The organism is Neisseria sp. CCUG12390 (genome assembly GCF_047837985.1).
In the GTDB taxonomy this organism is placed as follows: Bacteria; Pseudomonadota; Gammaproteobacteria; order Burkholderiales; family Neisseriaceae; genus Neisseria.
In genome coordinates, this window is record NZ_CP181244.1 from 141,055 (window position 1) to 160,195 (window position 19,141).

The following is a 19,141-nucleotide window of genomic DNA, read 5'->3' on the forward strand; positions in this document are numbered from 1 at the left end:
GTTCGGTTTCTTTATTTATTAAGAATAGACCGTCTGAGATGTAAGAAAAGCTAGCGTTGTTTACAGTATTTGAAAGACAATACTGCCATGAACATCCACAAAAATACCCGACTTACACCGCACCAACGTCAAGCCGTTTGGCGCGCCTATACACAGGATAAAATTACCGTTACTTCACTTGCCCGGCAATACCAAGTCAGCAGAGTAACCATCTACCGTATCCTCAAAGCCGCACGGCTGCAGCTGCTCACACCGCAAAACAGTACCAACAACCGGTTCAAACAAGCAAAATACGGGATGAAACGTTTGGCTAAGGTTGAAAAAGCCATCGAAGAAAAGCTCAAAAAACAGGCTAAACGCTACAACAAATCCTATCCCGGCGAAATGGTGCATTTCGATACCAAACGGTTGCCGCGGCTGAAAAACCAAAGCGTTGCCGACCCGTTCGAATACCTGTTTGTCGCCATCGACGACTACTCCCGCGAACTGTACGCAGCCATCTTGCCCGACCGTACGGCTGCCAGTGCCGCCAAGTTTCTGTTGAGGGATGTGATTGACTGCTGCCCGTACACCGTCGAATGCGCATACTCGGATAACGGAGTGGAATACAAAGGCAATGCATCCCACCCGTTTGGCGCTGCCTGCTGCCGCAACAACATCGTGCAGAAGTTTACCCGTATTGCGCGTCCGCAGACCAACGGCAAAGCGGAACGGGTGATTCGGACGCTGATGGAGATGTGGCACGATAAGCAGACATTTGACGATGCGCAACACCGGCGCAGGGAATTGTGCCGCTTTGTGAATTTCTACAATACGGTCAAGCCGCACGGCAGCTTGAAAGGCAGGACGCCTTTTGAGACTTTGGAGGATTATTTTTCTCAACCTGTTGTGTAAACAACCCGGTTATTTCTTACATCGCCTTCTTCGGCGAGATACTCGCGGAATTTGTCCATATAATCGGCATTCACGCCGAAAATATTCAGCGTTTCCAGCTTTTCCAAAAACACGCCTTTCGGGCGCTCTTGCGGCAGACTGCGCTTGAGTGAAAAACCGCGGCCTTTCAAGCGCACACCGCGCCCGAACAGCTGGATATATTGCCGACAAACACCATCAGCGGTTTTTCAATCTGCCATTCTTTCAGACGGCCTGAGACCTTTGCAAAACCCTACCCATCACAAAAAAAGCTTACTTAGGTTACTAAGTAAGCTTTTTTTTAACATCAAATACCCCATCATTACCTGTAATTCCCTATCTTCAGGCATACTTCCCCCTTTTCATGCAGCAGCAGACACACGAAGCCTGTTGGCAGCTTTCAGCAGGTTGATACAAATCGCCTTCAAATGACTTTGCGCAGTCACCTTCAACAAACCGAAATAAGCCACACGGTGGTAGCGGAATTTACGGTGTAACGTACCAAAGCTTTGTTCCACCACATAGCGCGTTTTCGACAATTGCTTGTTTCTTGCCTTATCGTCCTCTGTCAACGGATGCCCCCGGTGCGCCTTACGCATTATGCCGTCTGAAAGCCCTTTATGTTGCAGTAAGGCTCGATTGGCTTTGCTGTCATATCCTTTGTCGGCATAAACCTTGGTGCCTTCGTCAATATCTTGCAGCAACGGTTCAAAGTGGTTGCATTCGTGTTCGTTGGCGGGGCTGATGTGCAGTTTCTCAATATAGCCTTCATGGTCGGTACGGGTATGCTGTTTGTAGCCGAGTTTGAACTTACCGTCCTTCTTTACCCAGCGGGCATCTTGGTCTTTGCTGGGAGTGTTTTCCGAAACCACACCGTTTTCATCGGTTTCAATCGCCCGCCGCTGTTTGCCGCCGGCTGTTTGGATAATGGTGGCGTCAATGACGGCTGCTTTGGCATTTTGGACTTTTAAGCCTTTGTCGGTTAATTGTCGGTTAATCAAATCCAGTAATTGGGCAAGCAGATTGTTTTGTGCCAGCCAGTTGCGGTAACGGCACAGTGTGCTGTGGTCGGGGGTGTTGAGTTCGTCAAAACCGCAGAAGAGGTAAAAGTCGATACGGGTAATGAGGCTGTGTTCGAGTTCGGGGTCGGATAGGCTGTGCCATTGGCCGAGTAAGACGGCTTTAAACATGGACAGTAAGGAATAGGCGGGACGGCCGCCGTTATGACGGGCATAGCGGCCTTTTTGCTGTTCGAGATAATCAGCAATGGGTTGCCGGTCGATAATGAGCTGGATTTTGAGTAGGGGAAAGCGGTCAAGGTTCTTGCCAACCATGGTTTCGGCAGTTTGTTTGAAGAAGCTGCTCATGAAGAAAATCCTCTAAATTCGGCTTAAAGGGAATTTAGAGGATTTTAGGGTGTTTGGGAAGTATTGGAATATTTGGTAACTATGGTTACTTTGTATGGGTTTTTACAAGGGTTTTGAAAAGGTCTCGGCCTTGATGGTTTTCAAACAAATACATCTGCTGATAAAACGAAAGCAGGCAGGCGGTGAAATACAGCTTTTCATGTTGCGCGAAATAATCGCTTTCGTTTTTCAAATTCAGAATCAGGCTGTCTTTACCGTAGCCGTAGGCATAGAAAAACTTATACGAATAATCAAACAGCACCGTTTTCGCATAAGTTTCCATGACCGCCGTCTGCCGTGCCGTTTGCTCCTGCTGCCGGTGTGAGCGGCAAAGCCGGAATCAGGGCTTTTTGCTCCTTGCTCAAATCACTCTGCCTGGCTGCGCCGAAATGCGCCAAGGCATTTTTCTTTTGCTGTTCAAAGCGGGTGTCGGCCAAGGTTTTGCCCTTGCCCGCCGCCTGCCCCAAGGTGGCCGAATACTCAAAAGAAAAACCGCCGCGCACTAACACATCGCGCCGTTTCAGCCATTCTTCGCCGCTGCTGCCGCGATGGCCTTCATCCACCAGCACCAGATTATTGCCGGCGAAATGCTCAGCCGCCACGGTTTTGTCGCCCGCTTTATCGGCCAGCTTGTTCACATCGATGACTTCCGCCTCGATGCTGTTCAAATCATCAATATTCAGCGTGTAATTGCGTGCCTGCCCGTTTTTATCGAACAAAGCAGTCTGAAAGCCCGATAAGGCCAGTTCGGCAACGTGCTGCCTACTCAAACCTTCGTTTGGCGTCAGCACAATGATTTTATCCGGCTTGCCGCGGCCTGTGCCGTCTGAAAAATAAGACAGATATTGCAGGATATTGACGTGCATCAGCAGCGTTTTGCCGCTGCCCGTGGCATTCCAAAACGCGATTTTGTTCAGCTCTTGTTCCGCATAAGGCGAAAAATTTTTCGCCTCGGCGCCCAAATTCTCGCGATAGCGGTTCAATTGGGCATTCAATTCGGCCAGCAGCCTATCACGGCGGTTGAAATACCAATCCAGATAAACCTCACTGAATATCAGCGACAAATATTGGAAATACTTCATTTGCAATTCATGGCCGCTGTGCCTGTTGCGCCGCGCCGTTACCGCTTGCCAGTGGCGCACCACATTCAAATCATAGCGGCGCAAATCCGCCTCGGACAAACCCGTACCTTCGCCGAAAAACAATACGCCGGTAAGCTGGTGGAAAAACCTGCTTTGCCCATCTTGCGCCAAGCCTTCATAATCATCGCCGCCCATCTGTGCTTTTAATGTGGGCAAATCCTGCTTGTGAAACAGCGAAAGCAGCCAGCGGTTCAGCACCAAATGATCATGGAAAGTGATGTTGGCCGAATGTCTGGCCGTTGGTTTTGCCGCCATCACACATTCCCCCCAAACATCAAATCCAAAAACGCCGCTTCCGTTTGACGGATTTTCAGACGGCCTGATTCGCCGTCGGCATTGCTCCAGGCGGTGGTCAGCGTATGGTCGCCGTTCACATACACCGCCGCAAACTCACTCTCTTGAGGATTAACCGCCAGCTTGTCGAATAGTCCCGCCAGCTTGTCGTCCGGCCACTGTGTACAGTCGCGCCACAATATCAGGGTGGTTTCATCCTCCGCATGATTCGGCTGCCGTCCCGTGACCAAGACATAGCCCTTGTCAAAACGGCGGTCGGCCCACGAAACCACGGTCAAGCCCAAGAGATAATTGAAGGTTTCCACCAAGTCCACGCGGGTAGGCACCGATGCGCCTGCCGAATCGGCGGCAATCTCCATCACATAGTCAAACGGCCGTTCAAAATGCGCCACATTCAGCAGCGAACCGCGGCTTTCCACGTCCAGCATATAGCGCAACACATAATCCCGCCGTGCCTGTTCGGGCAGCGTGGCGAACAAATCGCCGTTCGGATTGTGCAATACCAGATTGTTCAGGCAGTCTTCATAGCTTTCCAGCTTCAGAACTTTCACGATTTGCGACACGCCGTTGTGCGGCGTATTGAGGGCATAAGCTGCCGTTTTATTGTTGATGCCGTCTGAAAGCGGTGGGTTGGCATCCGCACTACGGCTGCTTTTTTCAGACGGCATAGGTTTGCCGTCTTTTCAGTTTTCCGCGTAAATCACCTTTTGCACACGCGGTTTCAACACCGTATCGAAATATCCGCCTTGCTCGACCAGAATATATTTGCGGTTGCCGCCGTCTTCGCGGTTGAGGTTGATAACGGCATGGGCGGTGGTGCCGCTGCCGGCGAAGTAGTCGAGGATGATGTCATATTTGCTTGAAACAATTTTAATACTGTCAGAAACAGCAAAAATTGATTTAGGGAAGCTAAACAATGCTTGACCTAAGATTCCTTTTAAAAGGTTTGTACCATTAAATTCAGACTGGTATTTTTTTTGAGACCAAAAATTTTTGAAAACTTGTTGCTCATAATATTTATGATAAATAGCAATTTTCCCGTTTTCATTTCTTGCTTGAAAGTATCCATTATTTTTATTATGTTCAATAAAACTTTCTGGAATTACTTTCCATGCAAAATCCCCACTATCAGTTCGTGGATAAAGTTCAGTAAACCCAAGTTTCCATTCTAGGCTAATTTCTTTTAAATCTTGACTTACGTAAATAGGGTACCAGTTGTTTGGTTTGTTTTTTCTTGACCAAGATGTTCGTGCTCGAATGAAATTTTCAAAACGGAACTTACCTTTTTCATCTTGCTCTGTAAAAGTCTCTAGAACATCATCATCTATGGCAACTTGGTTAAATTTGGCGTTTGAAATATCTTTCGCATAACAAAACATATATTCACAGTTTTCCGAAAAGAAAACGGCTTGGTTTCTACCTTTGGGATTGTGTTGTATAGGAATAATTGCAATCCTATTTTCTTCCTTAAAAATGGCATCTTGCAATTTGCCAAGATTGAATAATTCCGCATGGTCAATTGCAGTGAATTGTACTGAGGAACTCATCCCAAGTTTAAGGCCGAGATGAATACGATCTTGCATAAGGCTAATCCAGCTAGAATGTTTATACCCATTTTATAAATAATTTCCGAAGCATTCGTGTTATACGGCGGATCAATATAAATACATTTCACCTGCTCCCGATAGCGGGCTTGCAGTAAATTCAGGGCTTGGAAATTGTCGGCATGAATCAGCGTGCCGTTGAGATGGGCATCGAGGCCGTCTGAAAAGTGTTGCGAAAGTTCGGACAAGACGCGCGCTTGGAAGGCGGCGGGAAAGAGAGAGGTATCTACGCTTAAAGCCGCGTAAGGGCCTGACGTATCAGCTAAATTTAAATCGAGAGCGGTAAGTCTTTGACTGCAAACAGATTTTTCCATTGTTCGCGTTGCTGCGGATTGGTCAATACTTCGTCCAGCAGTTCAGACGGCATGGATTGGAAGTGGTTGAGCGTAATCAGGTAATGCACGCCGGCCACCAGTTTTTTCTTTTCCCACAGCTTTTTCTGGAAGTTTTCCAGTTGGGCAAGAAAGGCGATGATGTCGCTGGCGATGGTGCGCAAGGTTTGGATTGGTTTCAGACTGCCTGACAATGCTGCTTCGCTGCCGATATTGTCCAGCTTGATGACGTCGTTTTTAATATAAAAATCCAGCTCGCGGCGCAGGAAACCGCCAAGGTCTTTGTGGATAAAATAATCGGCTGTGTTTTTTTGCGTGTAGTCCGACAAATGCTTTTCCAGTACGGTACGGCTTGGATTTCTCTCGGTGGGAGCTGCTGCTTTGAGTTCGGCAAAAGCGTGTTGTACGCAATCGTGGGCAAGGATTTCCGCAGCCGCCAAATCGGCCTGTTTGGCTTTTTTATCAACTACTTGGTAGGCAAAGCAGATGGTTAGTTGGCTGCCGTCTGCATTTTGGCTGATTGGTAAGATTTCTTCGCGGAGGATTTCGCCTTCTTCATCGTATTCGGGCGCGCGGTATTCCGCTAAGACAAAGGCGCGTTTGTTGTCGTTGTCTTTGGCGGTGTTGGCGTTGACGAGTTTGAAAAACACGCGGCGGCCGTCTGAAAGGGTAAAGCGGTAGTTGCTGAAGTTTTCGCCTGATTTGGTGTAATACTGGTCTTTGTTCGCCCAGTGCAGTAACACTTCTTCGCCGCTGTACGGCACGGCGTAGGCATCGCCTTTGTAGCGTCGCTGGCTGATAAAGTCGCCCGTTTCATAGTAACGCGAAAAGAAGGTCAGCAGATGGTTGTAGATATCGCGCTCCTCGCCGGCATTGCTTTGAGCGGCGGCAGCGATTTTGTTTTTGAGTTCCTGATATTTGCTGCTTTGCTCAAGCGGCACGCCTGCATCGGACAGGGTTTTTGTTAACGCATCCAGTTCTTGCTGCCAGGCGGCGGTTTGGCTGCTTTGGCCGTCTGAAAACGCGGCCTGTACGGTTTGCGGCAGCTTTTGCAGCAGGTAATGTTCGATTTCCTGCGCTTTGCTGTTGAGAATTTTATAAATGCCGAAATCCAAATCAGGACGGTCGATTTGAAAGATTTCGCGCAGCTTGGTTTGCAGTTCGGTAAGCGGATTCATGTTTTCCCTTTGCAAGCAATATAGGACAAGCAAAAGATTGTAATGGAATTGCGCTTCACTGTGAATCGGAGGCCGTCTGAAAATGCTGTGGCGGCTTTCAGACGGCCTCTTTGGCGAAAACGCTAAGTTTTTATTGATATTTTTTTGCAAAGAGGTTTATAATGGCGGACTTGGTACATCTGTATCAAGTTTTTATCTTTGTCCAAAGACAAGCCAATCGTAGCTTGTCCCTTTACTAAAAGGAAAATAATCATGACTTTAGGTCTGGTTGGGCGCAAAGTTGGTATGACCCGCGTGTTTAACGAACAGGGTGTTTCTGTTCCGGTAACCGTTTTGGATATGTCTGCTAACCGCGTTACGCAAGTAAAATCCAAAGATACTGACGGCTACACTGCCGTACAGGTTACCTTTGGTCAGAAAAAAGCGAATCGTGTCAATAAAACTGAAGCCGGTCACTTTGCAAAAGCGGGTGTTGAAGCCGGTCGCGGTTTGATTGAATTTGCTTTGACTGAAGAAAAACTGGCTGAATTGAAAGCCGGTGACGAAATTACTGTTTCAATGTTTGAAGTAGGTCAATTGGTTGATGTAACCGGCACCTCTAAAGGTAAAGGTTTCTCCGGTACCATCAAACGTCATAACTTTGATTCTCAACGTACCTCTCACGGTAACTCCCGTTCACACCGTGTCCCAGGTTCTATCGGTATGGCTCAAGACCCTGGTCGCGTATTCAAAGGTAAGCGCATGGCCGGTCAATACGGTAATACCAAATCAACAGTTCAAAAATTGGAAGTTGTGCGCGTAGATGCTGAACGCCAGTTGCTGTTGGTTAAAGGTGCGGTTCCTGGTTCGGTTAACAGTGATGTCGTGGTACGTCCAAGCGTGAAAGTAGGTGCGTAATGGAATTAAAAGTTATTGACGCTAAAGGACAGGTTTCAGGCAGCTTGGCTGTTTCTGATGCTTTGTTTGCTCGTGAATACAATGAAGCATTGGTGCATCAGCTTGTAAATGCGTTCTTGGCAAATGCCCGCTCAGGCAACCGTGCGCAAAAGACCCGTGCTGAAGTAAAACACTCAACCAAAAAACCATGGCGCCAAAAAGGTACCGGTCGTGCCCGTTCAGGTATGACTTCATCTCCATTGTGGCGTAAAGGCGGTCGTGCATTCCCTAACAAACCTGACGAAAACTTCACTCAAAAAGTGAACCGTAAAATGTACCGTGCAGGTATGGCGACTATTTTGTCTCAATTAGTTCGTGACGAACGTCTGTTTGCAATCGATGCATTGAATGCAAATACGCCTAAAACCAAAGAATTTGCTGAACAAGTGAAGAATTTGGGTTTGGAGCAAGTGCTGTTTGTAACCAAACAGCTGGATGAGAATGTTTACTTGGCTTCACGCAACTTACCGAATGTCCTGGTTTTGGAAGCTCAGCAAGTTGATCCTTACAGCTTGTTGCGTTACAAAAAAGTAATCATGACCAAAGATGCGGTTGCACAATTAGAGGAGCAATGGGTATGAATCAACAACGTTTGACTCAAGTGATTTTGGCACCTATCGTTTCTGAAAAAAGCAACGTGTTGGCTGAAAAACGTAATCAAATGACGTTTAAAGTATTGGCAAATGCAACCAAACCTGAAATCAAAGCAGCTGTTGAATTGCTGTTTGGTGTGGAAGTTGCTTCTGTTACTACTGTTACCATCAAAGGTAAAACTAAACGTTTTGGTCGTACTTTAGGTCGTCGCAGCGATGTTAAAAAAGCTTACGTAAGCTTGGCTGCCGGTCAAGAGTTGAATTTGGAAGCCGCTGCTGCAGCTGCAGAATAAGGAATATAGAAAATGGCAATCGTTAAAATGAAGCCAACTTCTGCAGGTCGTCGCGGCATGGTTCGCGTAGTTGCAGAAGGCTTACACAAAGGTGCGCCTTATGCGCCTTTGTTGGAAAAGAAACATTCTACTGCCGGTCGTAATCACAATGGCCATATTACCACTCGTCATAAAGGTGGCGGCCATAAACAACACTACCGTGTAGTTGACTTTAAACGCAGTAAAGACGGTATCCCAGCAAAAGTAGAGCGTATCGAGTACGATCCTAACCGTACCGCTTTCATCGCTTTGCTGTGTTATGCAGATGGTGAGCGTCGTTACATTATTGCGCCACGAGGCATTCAAGCAGGTGCGGTATTGGTTTCAGGTGCGGAAGCAGCAATTAAAGTTGGTAATACTTTGCCAATCCGCAACATACCTGTCGGTACCACTATTCACTGTATCGAAATGAAACCGGGTAAAGGTGCGCAAATTGCACGTTCTGCCGGTGCTTCTGCTGTATTGTTGGCAAAAGAAGGTGTATACGCTCAAGTACGCTTGCGCTCCGGTGAGGTACGTAAAATCCACGTTGATTGCCGTGCTACCATTGGCGAAGTGGGTAACGAGGAGCAAAGCCTGAAAAAAATCGGTAAAGCCGGTGCCAATCGTTGGCGCGGTATTCGTCCGACTGTCCGCGGTGTTGTGATGAACCCTGTTGATCACCCTCATGGTGGTGGTGAGGGTCGTACTGGTGAAGCGCGCGAACCAGTTAGCCCATGGGGTACTCCTGCCAAGGGTTACCGTACTCGTAATAACAAACGCACGGATAATATGATTGTCCGTCGTCGTTACTCAAATAAAGGTTAATTAATATGGCTCGTTCATTGAAAAAAGGCCCATATGTAGACCTGCATTTGCTGAAAAAAGTAGATGCCGCTCGTGCAAGTAACGATAAGCGTCCAATTAAAACGTGGTCGCGTCGTTCTACCATTTTGCCTGATTTTATCGGTTTGACTATTGCTATACATAATGGCCGTACCCATGTGCCTGTATTCATCAGCGATAACATGGTTGGCCATAAATTAGGCGAGTTCTCATTGACCCGTACCTTTAAAGGCCATTTGGCTGATAAAAAGGCCAAAAAGAAATAAGGTGAATCATGAGAGTAAATGCACAACATAAAAATGCCCGTATTTCAGCTCAAAAGGCTCGTTTGGTGGCTGACTTGATTCGTGGTAAAGACGTTGCCCAAGCTTTGAATATCTTGACATTCAGCCCTAAAAAAGGTGCGGAGTTGATTAAGAAGGTTTTGGAATCAGCGATTGCTAATGCCGAGCACAATAATGGTGCGGACATTGATGAGCTGAAAGTGGTAACTATCTTCGTTGACAAAGGCCCAAGCTTGAAACGTTTCCAAGCTCGTGCAAAAGGTCGCGGTAACCGCATTGAAAAACAAACTTGTCATATTAATGTGACAGTGGGCAACTAAGGAAAAGCTATGGGACAAAAGATTAACCCTACAGGCTTTCGCCTGGCGGTAACTAAAGACTGGTCTTCAAAATGGTTTGCTAAAAGCAACGAATTTGCGACTGTATTGAAACAAGATATTGATGTTCGTAATTATCTGCGTGACCGTTTAGCAAATGCTTCTGTTGGCCGTGTGGTGATTGAGCGTCCTGCTAAATCTGCACGTATTACCATCCACTCGGCCCGTCCAGGTGTGGTAATCGGTAAAAAAGGTGAGGACATCGAAATTTTGAAACGTGACCTGCAGGCCTTGATGGGGGTGCCTGTTCACGTGAATATCGAAGAAATTCGCAAACCTGAATTGGATGCACAAATTATTGCAGACAGTATTGCTCAGCAATTGGAAAAACGTGTCCAATTCCGTCGTGCAATGAAACGTTCTATGCAAAATGCAATGCGTTCCGGTGCTAAAGGTATCAAGATCATGACTTCTGGTCGTTTGAATGGTGCGGATATCGCACGTAGTGAATGGTACCGCGAAGGTCGTGTGCCTTTGCATACTTTGCGTGCAAATGTTGATTATGCGACTAGTGAAGCCAACACTACTTATGGCGTGTTAGGTCTGAAAGTTTGGGTTTATACTGAAGGCAACGATAAAACTGCCGTCAAACCTGAGCAAGAGAAAAAACAAAGAAAGGCAGGTAGTCGTCATGCTGCAGCCAACTAGACTGAAATACCGTAAACAGCATAAAGGCCGTAACACTGGTATTGCCACTCGCGGTAACAAAGTAAGCTTTGGTGAATTTGGTTTGAAGGCAGTAGGCCGCGGCCGTTTAACTGCTCGACAAATTGAAGCCGCGCGTCGTACAATGACTCGTCATATTAAACGTGGCGGTCGTATTTGGATTCGTGTATTCCCTGATAAACCGATTACAGAAAAACCAATTCAAGTTCGTATGGGTGGCGGTAAAGGTAATGTTGAATATTACGTTGCTGAAATCAAACCAGGCAAAGTTTTGTATGAAATGGATGGTGTACCAGAAGCATTAGCTCGTGAAGCTTTTGCGTTGGCTGCGGCAAAATTGCCTATTCCTACATCCTTTGTAGTAAGACAGGTAGGTCAATAATGAAAGCAAATGAATTGAAAGACAAATCCGTTGAGCAATTAAATGCTGATTTGCTTGACTTGTTGAAAGTACAATTTGGTTTGCGTATGCAAAATGCCACTGGTCAGTTGGGTAAACCAAGTGAATTAAAACGTGTACGTCGCGATATTGCTCGTATTAAAACCATTTTAAGTGAAAAGGGTGCTAAGTAATGAGCGTAGAAAAAAATGTTCGTACTTTGCAAGGCAAAGTGGTAAGCGATAAAATGGATAAAACCGTAACTGTATTAGTTGAGCGTAAAGTAAAACATCCTTTATACGGTAAGATTATTCGTTTGTCTTCCAAAATCCATGCCCATGATGAAAATAATGAGTATGGTATTGGTGATATTGTAGTAATTGCGGAATCTCGTCCATTGTCAAAAACCAAATCTTGGATTGTTAAAGAGCTGGTTGAGAAGGCGCGTACTGTTTAATTTTTGATACGGTAATGCACTTATAAGAAACGAAGTCTTGCAGCAAATCTAATTTGCGTGTAAACTTCGTTTCTTATCTTTCAGTTTCTTCTGAAAGTTTCTTCCCGTCGGGATCCAAGACTGGTTTACTAGAACCGAGAAGGTTTCATGTGATAGTAGCTTAACTCTAAGTTATGAATCAGATGAAAAAGGTAAATTAAGTTGGTTAATTTAAAGGTAATAACATGATTCAAATGCAGACCATCTTAGATGTGGCTGATAACTCTGGTGCGCGTCGTGTAATGTGCATCAAAGTATTAGGTGGATCTAAGCGTCGCTATGCTTCGGTTGGCGATATTATTAAAGTTGCAGTTAAAGACGCTGCGCCTCGTGGCCGTGTTAAAAAAGGTGATGTATACAATGCAGTAGTTGTTCGTACTGCTAAAGGCGTCCGTCGTCCAGATGGCGCGTTGATTAAGTTTGATAGCAATGCAGCTGTATTGTTGAATAATAAGCTTGAGCCTCTAGGTACCCGTATTTTTGGTCCAGTTACTCGTGAGTTGCGTACTGAGCGCTTCATGAAAATTGTTTCATTGGCACCTGAAGTTTTATAAGGAAAAGAAGCGATGAACAAAATTATTAAAGGCGATAAAGTCGTCGTTATTGCTGGTAAAGATAAAGGTAAGCAAGGTCAAGTGGCTCGCATCTTGGGTGATAAAATTGTTGTTGAAGGTGTAAACGTAGTAAAGCGCCATCAAAAGCCAAATCCTATGCGCGGTGTTGAAGGTGGTATTATTGCTAAAGAAATGCCTCTCGCAATTTCAAATGTTGCAATTTTAAATCCTGAAACCAATAAAGCTGATCGTGTTGGTATTAAGTTGATTGAGAGCGAAGGTAAAGTTAAGCGCGTTCGTTTCTTTAAATCTAATGGCTCTATCATTGGGGCATAAGGAGATATCATGGCTCGTTTGAGAGAGTATTACAAAGATGCGGTAGTTCCTGAGTTGGTAAAACAGTTCGGTTACAAATCCATTATGGAAGTTCCTCGTATTGAGAAAATTACCTTGAATATGGGTGTTGGTGAGGCCGTTGCTGATAAAAAAGTAATGGAGCACGCTGTATCAGATTTGGAAAAGATTGCTGGTCAAAAACCAGTAGTAACCGTTGCACGTAAGTCTATTGCGGGCTTTAAAATTCGTGATAACTACCCTGTGGGCTGTAAAGTAACGTTGCGTCGCGATCAAATGTTTGAATTTTTAGATCGTTTGGTTACTATTGCATTGCCTCGTGTACGTGACTTCCGTGGTGTAAACGGTAAGTCTTTTGATGGTCGTGGCAATTATAATATGGGTGTGCGTGAGCAAATCATTTTTCCGGAAATTGAATACGATAAAATTGATGCTTTGCGTGGTTTGAATATCACCATTACAACTACCGCCAAAACTGATGAAGAAGCGAAAGCTTTATTATCTTTATTTAAATTTCCGTTCAAAGGTTAAACATGGCTAAGAAAGCACTTATTAATCGTGAGCTGAAACGTCAAGCTTTAGCGAAAAAATACGCAGCTAAGCGTGAAGAAATTTTTGCTGTTATTAATGATTCGAATGCTTCTGATGAAGAGCGTTTTGAAGCTCGTTTAAAATTCCAAGCAATTCCGCGCAATGCGGCACCTGTACGCCAACGTCGTCGTTGTGCGCTGACAGGTCGTCCTCGCGGCACTTTCCGTAAATTCGGTTTGGGTCGTATTAAGATCCGTGAAATCGCTATGCGTGGCGAAATTCCGGGTGTTGTAAAAGCTAGCTGGTAATAGGAGTATTAATAATGAGTATGCATGATCCTATTTCCGATATGTTGACTCGTATTCGCAATGCGCAACGCGCTAATAAAGTAGCAGTTGCCATGCCTTCTTCAAAATTAAAATGCGCGATTGCAGAAGTTTTGAAAGAGGAAGGTTATATCGAGGGCTTCACAGTTTCTGCTGATGCAAAACCAGTATTGGAAATTCAACTGAAATACTATGCAGGTCGCCCTGTTATTGAGCAAATTAAACGTGTTTCACGTCCTGGTTTGCGTATTTATAAAGCTTCTAGCGAGCTTCCAAGTGTAATGAATGGCTTGGGTGTTGCTATTGTAAGTACTTCTAAAGGTGTAATGACTGATCGTAAAGCACGCTCTGAGGGCGTGGGCGGTGAGTTGTTGTGCATCGTTGCCTAGTGGAGAATTATAAATGTCACGCGTAGCTAAAAATCCAGTGACTGTTCCCGCTGGTGTAGAAGTAAAGTTTGGAACAGACGTATTGGTTGTTAAAGGCAAAAATGGCGAATTGTCATTTCCTTTGAATTCTGATGTCGATATTAAATTAGAAGATGGTATGTTGACTTTTGCTGCGGCAAACAATACCAAGCAAGCAAATGCAATGTCCGGTACTGCCCGTGCTTTGGTTAATAACATGGTCAAAGGTGTTTCTGAAGGTTTTGAGAAAAAACTTCAATTAATTGGTGTGGGTTATCGTGCTCAAGCTCAAGGTAAAACTTTGAATTTGTCTTTGGGTTTTTCTCATCCAATCGTTTACGAAATGCCTGAAGGTGTTTCTGTTCAAACTCCTAGTCAAACTGAAATCGTTCTGACTGGTGCGGATAAACAGACTGTTGGTCAAGTTGCTGCTGAAATTCGCGCATTCCGTTCTCCTGAGCCTTACAAAGGTAAAGGTGTACGTTATGTAGGTGAAGTAGTGGTGATGAAAGAAGCCAAGAAAAAATAATTGAGGTTCACTAATGAATAAACATGCAACCCGACTCCGTCGTGCACGCAAAACCCGTGCTCGTATCGCGGACTTGAAAATGGTAAGATTATGCGTGTTTCGCACCAATAATCATATTTATGCTCAAGTAATTAGTGCTGAAGGTGATAAAGTATTGGCTCAAGCCTCTACCTTGGAATCTGAAGTACGTAGTAGCTTAAAATCAGGCAGTAATGTTGAGGCAGCTGCATTGATTGGCAAACGTATTGCAGAAAAAGCAAAAGCAGCAGGTGTAGAGAAAGTTGCTTTTGACCGTTCTGGTTTCCAATATCACGGCCGTGTAAAAGCATTAGCTGAAGCTGCTCGTGAAAATGGTTTAAGCTTCTAATATTTGGAGACTTTCAGATGGCAAAACATGAAATTGAAGAACGCGGTGACGGCTTAATCGAAAAAATGGTTGCCGTAAACCGTGTAACAAAAGTCGTTAAGGGTGGCCGTATTATGGCTTTCTCTGCGCTGACTGTAGTAGGTGATGGCGATGGCCGCATCGGTATGGGCAAAGGCAAATCTAAAGAAGTGCCTGTTGCCGTTCAAAAAGCAATGGATCAAGCTCGTCGCTCTATGATTAAAGTACCTTTGAAAAATGGTACCATTCATCATGAAGTAATCGGTCGTCATGGCGCTACCCGTGTATTTATGCAACCTGCAAAAGAAGGTAGTGGTGTAAAAGCTGGTGGTCCAATGCGTTTAGTATTTGATGCAATGGGCATCCACAACATTTCTGCTAAAGTACATGGTTCAACCAACCCTTACAACATTGTACGCGCTACATTAGATGGCTTATCAAAATTGTACACTCCTGCTGATATTGCTGCTAAACGTGGTTTGACAGTAGAGGATATTTTAGGAGCTGGCCATGACTGAGCAGAAAAAAATCAAAGTTACTTTGGTTAAAAGTTTGATTGGTACTATTGAATCTCACCGTGCTTGCGCACGTGGCTTAGGCTTGCGTCGTCGTGAGCATACTGTTGAGGTTTTAGATACCCCTGAAAACCGTGGTATGATTAACAAAATCAGCTACTTGTTGAAAGTGGAGTCTTAAATATGTTTTTGAATACTATTCAACCAGCTGAAGGTGCAACCCATTCAGTCCGTCGTGTTGGTCGCGGTATTGGTAGTGGTTTAGGTAAAACCGGTGGTCGTGGTCATAAAGGCCAAAAAAGTCGTTCCGGTGGTTTTCATAAGGTAGGCTTTGAAGGCGGTCAAATGCCTTTGCAACGTCGTTTGCCTAAGCGTGGCTTTAAATCTTTGACTGCTTCATCAAATGCGGAAGTACGTTTAAGTGAGTTGGCCTTGGTTGCAGTATCAGAAATTGACTTGTTGGTATTGAAACAAGCGGGTCTAATTTTTGCAAATGCTACTAATGTGAAAGTAATTGCTTCTGGTGAGCTTTCAAAAGCTGTTACTTTAAAAGGCATCAAAGCAACTAAAGGCGCACGAGCAGCAATTGAAGCTGTTGGTGGTAAAGTTGAAGAATAAGGCTTAAATTACAGTGGCTAGTCAACAATCTTCCTCAGGTTTATCTAAATTTGGAGACTTGAAAAAACGCCTATTGTTCTTAATCGGGGCATTGGTTGTTTTCCGTATTGGTGCTCATATTCCAGTGCCGGGTGTAGATGCTGTTGCATTAGCTAAGTTATACGAAAGCGCTGGAAACGGTATCCTGGGAATGTTAAATATGTTCTCAGGAGGTTCGTTGGAGCGCTTTAGTATATTTGCAATTGGTATTATGCCGTATATTTCGGCTTCGATTATTGTGCAGCTTGCTTCTGAAATTCTTCCTTCCTTAAAGGCGTTGAAAAAAGAAGGCGAGGCTGGTCGTAAAATCATTACGAAATATACACGGTATGGCACTGTGTTGCTGGCTATTCTGCAAAGTTTTGGTGTAGCAACTTTCGTTTTTCAACAAGGTATTGTCGTTGCAAATCAGTTGGAATTTTATATTTCAACAGTAGTGTGTTTGGTTACCGGTACCATGTTCTTAATGTGGTTGGGTGAACAAATTACTGAAAGAGGTATTGGCAATGGTATCTCATTGATTATTACAGCGGGTATTGCCGCCGGTATTCCGGCAGGGATTCTCCAGCTCTGGACATTAACCAGTCAAGGTGCGATGAGTATGTTGATGACGGTGTCTATTATAATCGGTGCATTGCTACTGATTTATATTGTGGTTTATTTTGAAAGTGCGCAACGTAAAATTCCTGTTCATTATGCCAAAAGACAATTTGGTCATGTTGGACAAGGTCAAAATGCTCATATGCCTTTTAAATTAAATATGGCTGGGGTTATTCCGCCAATTTTTGCTTCTAGTATTATTTTGTTTCCTTCTACCTTGTTAAGTTGGTTTGGTTCAAACAATACAGACAGTATGTTGCACAAAATTGCCGCCATGCTCCAACATGGTCAGCCGCTTTATATTCTGATATTTGCAGCAACGATTATTTTCTTCTGTTATTTTTATACGGCATTGGTATTCAGCCCAAAAGAAATGGCGGAGAATTTGAAAAAGAGTGGGGCTTTTGTACCAGGTATTCGCCCAGGTGATCAAACCTCTAGGTACCTAGAGAAGGTAGTATTGCATTTAACCCTTTTTGGTGCTTTATACATTACCATCATCTGTTTGATTCCAGAATTCTTAACGACTGCATTAAATGTACCTTTCTATTTGGGCGGTACTTCGCTATTAATCTTGGTTGTGGTAACGATGGATTTTAGTACACAAATAAATTCCTATCGTATGACCCAGCAATATGAGAGCCTAATGAATCGTCCCGATATGAAATCATTATCACGTAAGTAAGACTATGGCTAAAGAAGATACCATACAAATGCAAGGCGAAATTCTTGAAACTTTGCCGAATGCAACATTCAAAGTTAAACTCGAGAACGACCATGTGGTTTTAGGTCATATTTCTGGAAAAATGCGGATGCATTATATTCGAATTTCTCCGGGTGATAAAGTAACTGTTGAGTTAACGCCTTATGATTTAACCCGTGCTCGTATTGTATTCAGAGCAAGATAGACTGTATAAAGGAACAAAAATGCGTGTACAACCTTCTGTAAAGAAAATTTGTCGTAACTGCAAAATTATTCGTCGTAATCGTGTAGTTCGTGTAATTTGTACTGATCCGCGTCACAAGCAACGTCAAGGCTAAGAGTGTTTATTTCTCTTAATCTGATTTTGTGGTATAGTGACCTACTTTGCCCTAAAAGGAAAAAAATATGGCTCGTATTGCAGGGGTAAATATCCCTAATAATGCCCATATCGTTATTGGTTTACAAGCTATTTACGGTATTGGTGCGACTCGTGCTAAATTAATTTGTGAGGCTGCAAATATTGCACCTACCGTAAAAGCAAAAGATTTGGACGAGGCTCAATTGGATGCTTTGCGTGAACAAGTTGCTAACTATGAGGTTGAAGGTGACTTGCGTCGTGAAGTAACGATGAGCATTAAACGATTGATGGATATGGGTTGCTATCGCGGCTTCCGTCATCGTCGTGGCTTACCTTGTCGCGGTCAACGCACTCGCACAAATGCACGTACTCGTAAAGGTCCGCGCAAGGCGATTGCAGGTAAGAAATAATTTTAAGGAAATTAATTAATGGCTAAAGCAAACACAGCTTCGCGTGTACGTAAAAAAGTGCGTAAAACCGTAAGCGAAGGTATTGTTCATGTTCATGCATCTTTTAACAATACCATCATTACAATCACTGACCGTCAAGGCAATGCATTGTCTTGGGCTACCTCTGGCGGCGCTGGTTTTAAAGGTTCACGTAAAAGTACACCGTTTGCAGCTCAAGTAGCTGCAGAAGCAGCTGGTAAAGTTGCCCAAGAGTATGGCGTTAAAAATTTGGAAGTTCGCATTAAAGGCCCAGGCCCAGGTCGTGAATCTTCTGTACGTGCGCTCAACGCTCTTGGTTTCAAGATTACCAGCATTACTGACGTTACCCCGTTGCCTCATAACGGCTGCCGTCCACCTAAAAAACGTCGTATTTAATATTGGAGTGATTTGAAACATGGCACGTTATATTGGCCCTAAATGTAAATTGGCACGCCGTGAAGGTACAGATCTATTTTTAAAGAGTGCTCGCCGCTCTTTAGAGTCAAAATGTAAAATGGATTCTGCACCAGGTCAACACGGTGCTAAAAAACCACGCTTGTCGGACTATGGTTTGCAATTGCGTGAAAAACAAAAAATCCGTCGTATTTATGGCGTATTGGAGCGTCAATTCCGTCGTTATTTTGCAGAAGCTTCACGTCGTAAGGGCTCTACTGGTGAATTGTTGCTGCAATTATTGGAATCCCGTTTGGACAACGTTGTATATCGCATGGGTTTTGGCTCTACCCGTGCAGAGGCTCGCCAGCTAGTGTCTCACAAAGCAATTACCGTTAATGGGCAAGTTGTGAATATTCCTTCTTTCCAAGTTAAAGCTGGTGATGTTGTAGCTGTTCGTGAGAAAGCTAAAAAACAAGTGCGCATCCAAGAGGCTTTGAGTTTGGCAACTCAAATCGGTTTGCCTGGCTGGGTTTCAGTTGATGCAGATAAATTGGAAGGTATATTCAAAAATATGCCTGATCGTTCAGAATTGACTGGCGATATTAATGAACAGCTGGTGGTAGAGTTCTACTCTAAATAATG

At 44.4% G+C, this 19,141-nt stretch carries 35 protein-coding genes; 27 read left to right on the forward strand and 8 right to left on the reverse strand.

The window, feature by feature from the left end:
* The first annotated feature begins 87 nt into the window (after positions 1-87).
* Positions 88-894, forward strand: coding sequence for an integrase core domain-containing protein (locus tag ACM67E_RS00690; protein ID WP_416190995.1), 807 nt, complete (start codon positions 88-90; stop codon positions 892-894).
* Here ACM67E_RS00690 and ACM67E_RS00695 read toward each other — a convergent pair.
* From ACM67E_RS00695 to ACM67E_RS00730, 8 genes are all read right to left on the reverse strand, one after another.
* Positions 879-1,070: a hypothetical protein gene (locus tag ACM67E_RS00695; protein WP_416191758.1), complete on the reverse strand. Its 192-nt coding sequence runs from the start codon at positions 1,068-1,070 to the stop codon at positions 879-881. The two genes, ACM67E_RS00690 and ACM67E_RS00695, sit on opposite strands and share 16 nt — an antisense overlap.
* Positions 1,071-1,274: 204 nt before the next feature.
* The gene (locus ACM67E_RS00700) at positions 1,275-2,279 is read right to left on the reverse strand and encodes an IS5 family transposase (RefSeq protein WP_416191759.1); all 1,005 of its coding nucleotides are present in this window, start codon (positions 2,277-2,279) and stop codon (positions 1,275-1,277) included.
* Positions 2,280-2,364: 85 nt separating this feature from the next.
* Positions 2,365-2,601, reverse strand: a complete 237-nt coding sequence (locus ACM67E_RS00705) for a hypothetical protein (RefSeq protein WP_416191760.1) — start codon at positions 2,599-2,601, stop codon at positions 2,365-2,367.
* A complete protein-coding gene (locus ACM67E_RS00710) occupies positions 2,570-3,715 on the reverse strand; it encodes a DEAD/DEAH box helicase family protein (protein ID WP_416191761.1) in 1,146 nt (381 codons plus the stop codon). Before ACM67E_RS00710 ends, ACM67E_RS00705 begins: the two co-directional genes overlap by 32 nt.
* Positions 3,715-4,422, reverse strand: a complete 708-nt coding sequence (locus ACM67E_RS00715) for a hypothetical protein (RefSeq protein WP_416191762.1) — start codon at positions 4,420-4,422, stop codon at positions 3,715-3,717. The genes ACM67E_RS00710 and ACM67E_RS00715 overlap by 1 nt, the downstream gene beginning before the upstream one ends.
* A 15-nt stretch (positions 4,423-4,437) precedes the next feature.
* Positions 4,438-5,337, reverse strand: a complete 900-nt coding sequence (locus ACM67E_RS00720; protein ID WP_416191763.1) for a DNA methyltransferase — start codon at positions 5,335-5,337, stop codon at positions 4,438-4,440.
* Positions 5,298-5,672, reverse strand: coding sequence for a hypothetical protein (locus tag ACM67E_RS00725; protein WP_416191764.1), 375 nt, complete (start codon positions 5,670-5,672; stop codon positions 5,298-5,300). Before ACM67E_RS00725 ends, ACM67E_RS00720 begins: the two co-directional genes overlap by 40 nt.
* The gene (locus ACM67E_RS00730) at positions 5,627-6,868 is read right to left on the reverse strand and encodes a restriction endonuclease subunit M (protein WP_416191765.1); all 1,242 of its coding nucleotides are present in this window, start codon (positions 6,866-6,868) and stop codon (positions 5,627-5,629) included. Before ACM67E_RS00730 ends, ACM67E_RS00725 begins: the two co-directional genes overlap by 46 nt.
* Before the next feature lie 252 nt (positions 6,869-7,120).
* Between ACM67E_RS00730 and rplC the strand changes: the two genes are divergently transcribed.
* The 26 genes from rplC to rpsD all read left to right on the forward strand — a co-directional run bounded on the left by rplC (position 7,121) and on the right by rpsD (position 19,139).
* Positions 7,121-7,765 carry a 50S ribosomal protein L3 gene (gene rplC, locus ACM67E_RS00735; protein WP_416191766.1) on the forward strand — a complete coding sequence of 215 codons (645 nt, stop codon included), beginning with the start codon at positions 7,121-7,123 and terminating at the stop codon, positions 7,763-7,765.
* On the forward strand, positions 7,765-8,385 hold the full coding sequence (rplD, locus tag ACM67E_RS00740) for a 50S ribosomal protein L4 (RefSeq protein ID WP_416191767.1): 621 nt from the start codon (positions 7,765-7,767) through the stop codon (positions 8,383-8,385). The genes rplC and rplD overlap by 1 nt, the downstream gene beginning before the upstream one ends.
* Entirely contained in the window at positions 8,382-8,690 is a 309-nt protein-coding gene (gene rplW / locus ACM67E_RS00745; RefSeq protein ID WP_198345309.1) for a 50S ribosomal protein L23, read from the forward strand. The genes rplD and rplW overlap by 4 nt, the downstream gene beginning before the upstream one ends.
* Before the next feature lie 12 nt (positions 8,691-8,702).
* Positions 8,703-9,536 (forward strand): 50S ribosomal protein L2, encoded by an 834-nt coding sequence (gene rplB / locus ACM67E_RS00750; protein ID WP_416191768.1) that lies wholly within the window; start codon positions 8,703-8,705, stop codon positions 9,534-9,536.
* Positions 9,537-9,541: 5 nt separating this feature from the next.
* Positions 9,542-9,820 carry a 30S ribosomal protein S19 gene (rpsS, locus tag ACM67E_RS00755; protein ID WP_416191769.1) on the forward strand — a complete coding sequence of 93 codons (279 nt, stop codon included), beginning with the start codon at positions 9,542-9,544 and terminating at the stop codon, positions 9,818-9,820.
* Positions 9,821-9,828: 8 nt separating this feature from the next.
* Entirely contained in the window at positions 9,829-10,158 is a 330-nt protein-coding gene (gene rplV, locus ACM67E_RS00760) for a 50S ribosomal protein L22 (RefSeq protein ID WP_003675877.1), read from the forward strand.
* A gap of 9 nt (positions 10,159-10,167) precedes the next feature.
* Entirely contained in the window at positions 10,168-10,863 is a 696-nt protein-coding gene (gene rpsC / locus ACM67E_RS00765; RefSeq protein ID WP_416191770.1) for a 30S ribosomal protein S3, read from the forward strand.
* Positions 10,847-11,263 (forward strand): 50S ribosomal protein L16, encoded by a 417-nt coding sequence (gene rplP / locus ACM67E_RS00770; RefSeq protein WP_416191771.1) that lies wholly within the window; start codon positions 10,847-10,849, stop codon positions 11,261-11,263. The genes rpsC and rplP overlap by 17 nt, the downstream gene beginning before the upstream one ends.
* On the forward strand, positions 11,263-11,454 hold the full coding sequence (gene rpmC, locus ACM67E_RS00775) for a 50S ribosomal protein L29 (protein ID WP_416191772.1): 192 nt from the start codon (positions 11,263-11,265) through the stop codon (positions 11,452-11,454). The genes rplP and rpmC overlap by 1 nt, the downstream gene beginning before the upstream one ends.
* A complete protein-coding gene (rpsQ, locus tag ACM67E_RS00780) occupies positions 11,454-11,717 on the forward strand; it encodes a 30S ribosomal protein S17 (RefSeq protein ID WP_416191773.1) in 264 nt (87 codons plus the stop codon). The genes rpmC and rpsQ overlap by 1 nt, the downstream gene beginning before the upstream one ends.
* Positions 11,718-11,941: 224 nt before the next feature.
* Positions 11,942-12,310: a 50S ribosomal protein L14 gene (rplN, locus tag ACM67E_RS00785; RefSeq protein WP_416191774.1), complete on the forward strand. Its 369-nt coding sequence runs from the start codon at positions 11,942-11,944 to the stop codon at positions 12,308-12,310.
* Between the two features lie 12 nt (positions 12,311-12,322).
* On the forward strand, positions 12,323-12,646 hold the full coding sequence (gene rplX / locus ACM67E_RS00790; protein WP_095502533.1) for a 50S ribosomal protein L24: 324 nt from the start codon (positions 12,323-12,325) through the stop codon (positions 12,644-12,646).
* A gap of 9 nt (positions 12,647-12,655) precedes the next feature.
* Positions 12,656-13,195, forward strand: coding sequence for a 50S ribosomal protein L5 (gene rplE, locus ACM67E_RS00795; RefSeq protein ID WP_416191775.1), 540 nt, complete (start codon positions 12,656-12,658; stop codon positions 13,193-13,195).
* Between the two features lie 2 nt (positions 13,196-13,197).
* Positions 13,198-13,503 carry a 30S ribosomal protein S14 gene (gene rpsN / locus ACM67E_RS00800; RefSeq protein ID WP_096294502.1) on the forward strand — a complete coding sequence of 102 codons (306 nt, stop codon included), beginning with the start codon at positions 13,198-13,200 and terminating at the stop codon, positions 13,501-13,503.
* A gap of 14 nt (positions 13,504-13,517) precedes the next feature.
* Positions 13,518-13,910 (forward strand): 30S ribosomal protein S8, encoded by a 393-nt coding sequence (gene rpsH, locus ACM67E_RS00805; RefSeq protein ID WP_416191776.1) that lies wholly within the window; start codon positions 13,518-13,520, stop codon positions 13,908-13,910.
* 13 nt (positions 13,911-13,923) lie between these two features.
* On the forward strand, positions 13,924-14,457 hold the full coding sequence (gene rplF, locus ACM67E_RS00810) for a 50S ribosomal protein L6 (RefSeq protein ID WP_416191777.1): 534 nt from the start codon (positions 13,924-13,926) through the stop codon (positions 14,455-14,457).
* A 13-nt stretch (positions 14,458-14,470) separates the two neighbouring features.
* Positions 14,471-14,824, forward strand: coding sequence for a 50S ribosomal protein L18 (rplR, locus tag ACM67E_RS00815; protein ID WP_095502537.1), 354 nt, complete (start codon positions 14,471-14,473; stop codon positions 14,822-14,824).
* Positions 14,825-14,841: 17 nt separating this feature from the next.
* Positions 14,842-15,360: a 30S ribosomal protein S5 gene (gene rpsE / locus ACM67E_RS00820; protein ID WP_095502538.1), complete on the forward strand. Its 519-nt coding sequence runs from the start codon at positions 14,842-14,844 to the stop codon at positions 15,358-15,360.
* Entirely contained in the window at positions 15,353-15,538 is a 186-nt protein-coding gene (gene rpmD / locus ACM67E_RS00825) for a 50S ribosomal protein L30 (RefSeq protein WP_003684808.1), read from the forward strand. Before rpsE ends, rpmD begins: the two co-directional genes overlap by 8 nt.
* Before the next feature lie 2 nt (positions 15,539-15,540).
* On the forward strand, positions 15,541-15,975 hold the full coding sequence (gene rplO / locus ACM67E_RS00830) for a 50S ribosomal protein L15 (RefSeq protein WP_416191778.1): 435 nt from the start codon (positions 15,541-15,543) through the stop codon (positions 15,973-15,975).
* Positions 15,976-15,988: 13 nt separating this feature from the next.
* Positions 15,989-17,299, forward strand: a complete 1,311-nt coding sequence (gene secY, locus ACM67E_RS00835) for a preprotein translocase subunit SecY (protein ID WP_416191779.1) — start codon at positions 15,989-15,991, stop codon at positions 17,297-17,299.
* Between the two features lie 4 nt (positions 17,300-17,303).
* On the forward strand, positions 17,304-17,522 hold the full coding sequence (gene infA, locus ACM67E_RS00840) for a translation initiation factor IF-1 (protein ID WP_003684714.1): 219 nt from the start codon (positions 17,304-17,306) through the stop codon (positions 17,520-17,522).
* A gap of 19 nt (positions 17,523-17,541) precedes the next feature.
* Positions 17,542-17,655: a 50S ribosomal protein L36 gene (gene rpmJ / locus ACM67E_RS00845; protein ID WP_003697674.1), complete on the forward strand. Its 114-nt coding sequence runs from the start codon at positions 17,542-17,544 to the stop codon at positions 17,653-17,655.
* Positions 17,656-17,722: 67 nt separating this feature from the next.
* Complete coding sequence (rpsM, locus tag ACM67E_RS00850) at positions 17,723-18,085, forward strand: 30S ribosomal protein S13 (protein ID WP_416191780.1); 363 nt, start codon at positions 17,723-17,725, stop codon at positions 18,083-18,085.
* 18 nt (positions 18,086-18,103) lie between these two features.
* On the forward strand, positions 18,104-18,499 hold the full coding sequence (gene rpsK, locus ACM67E_RS00855) for a 30S ribosomal protein S11 (RefSeq protein WP_002216249.1): 396 nt from the start codon (positions 18,104-18,106) through the stop codon (positions 18,497-18,499).
* A 19-nt stretch (positions 18,500-18,518) separates the two neighbouring features.
* Positions 18,519-19,139, forward strand: coding sequence for a 30S ribosomal protein S4 (gene rpsD, locus ACM67E_RS00860; protein ID WP_416191781.1), 621 nt, complete (start codon positions 18,519-18,521; stop codon positions 19,137-19,139).
* Positions 19,140-19,141: the final 2 nt, after the last annotated feature.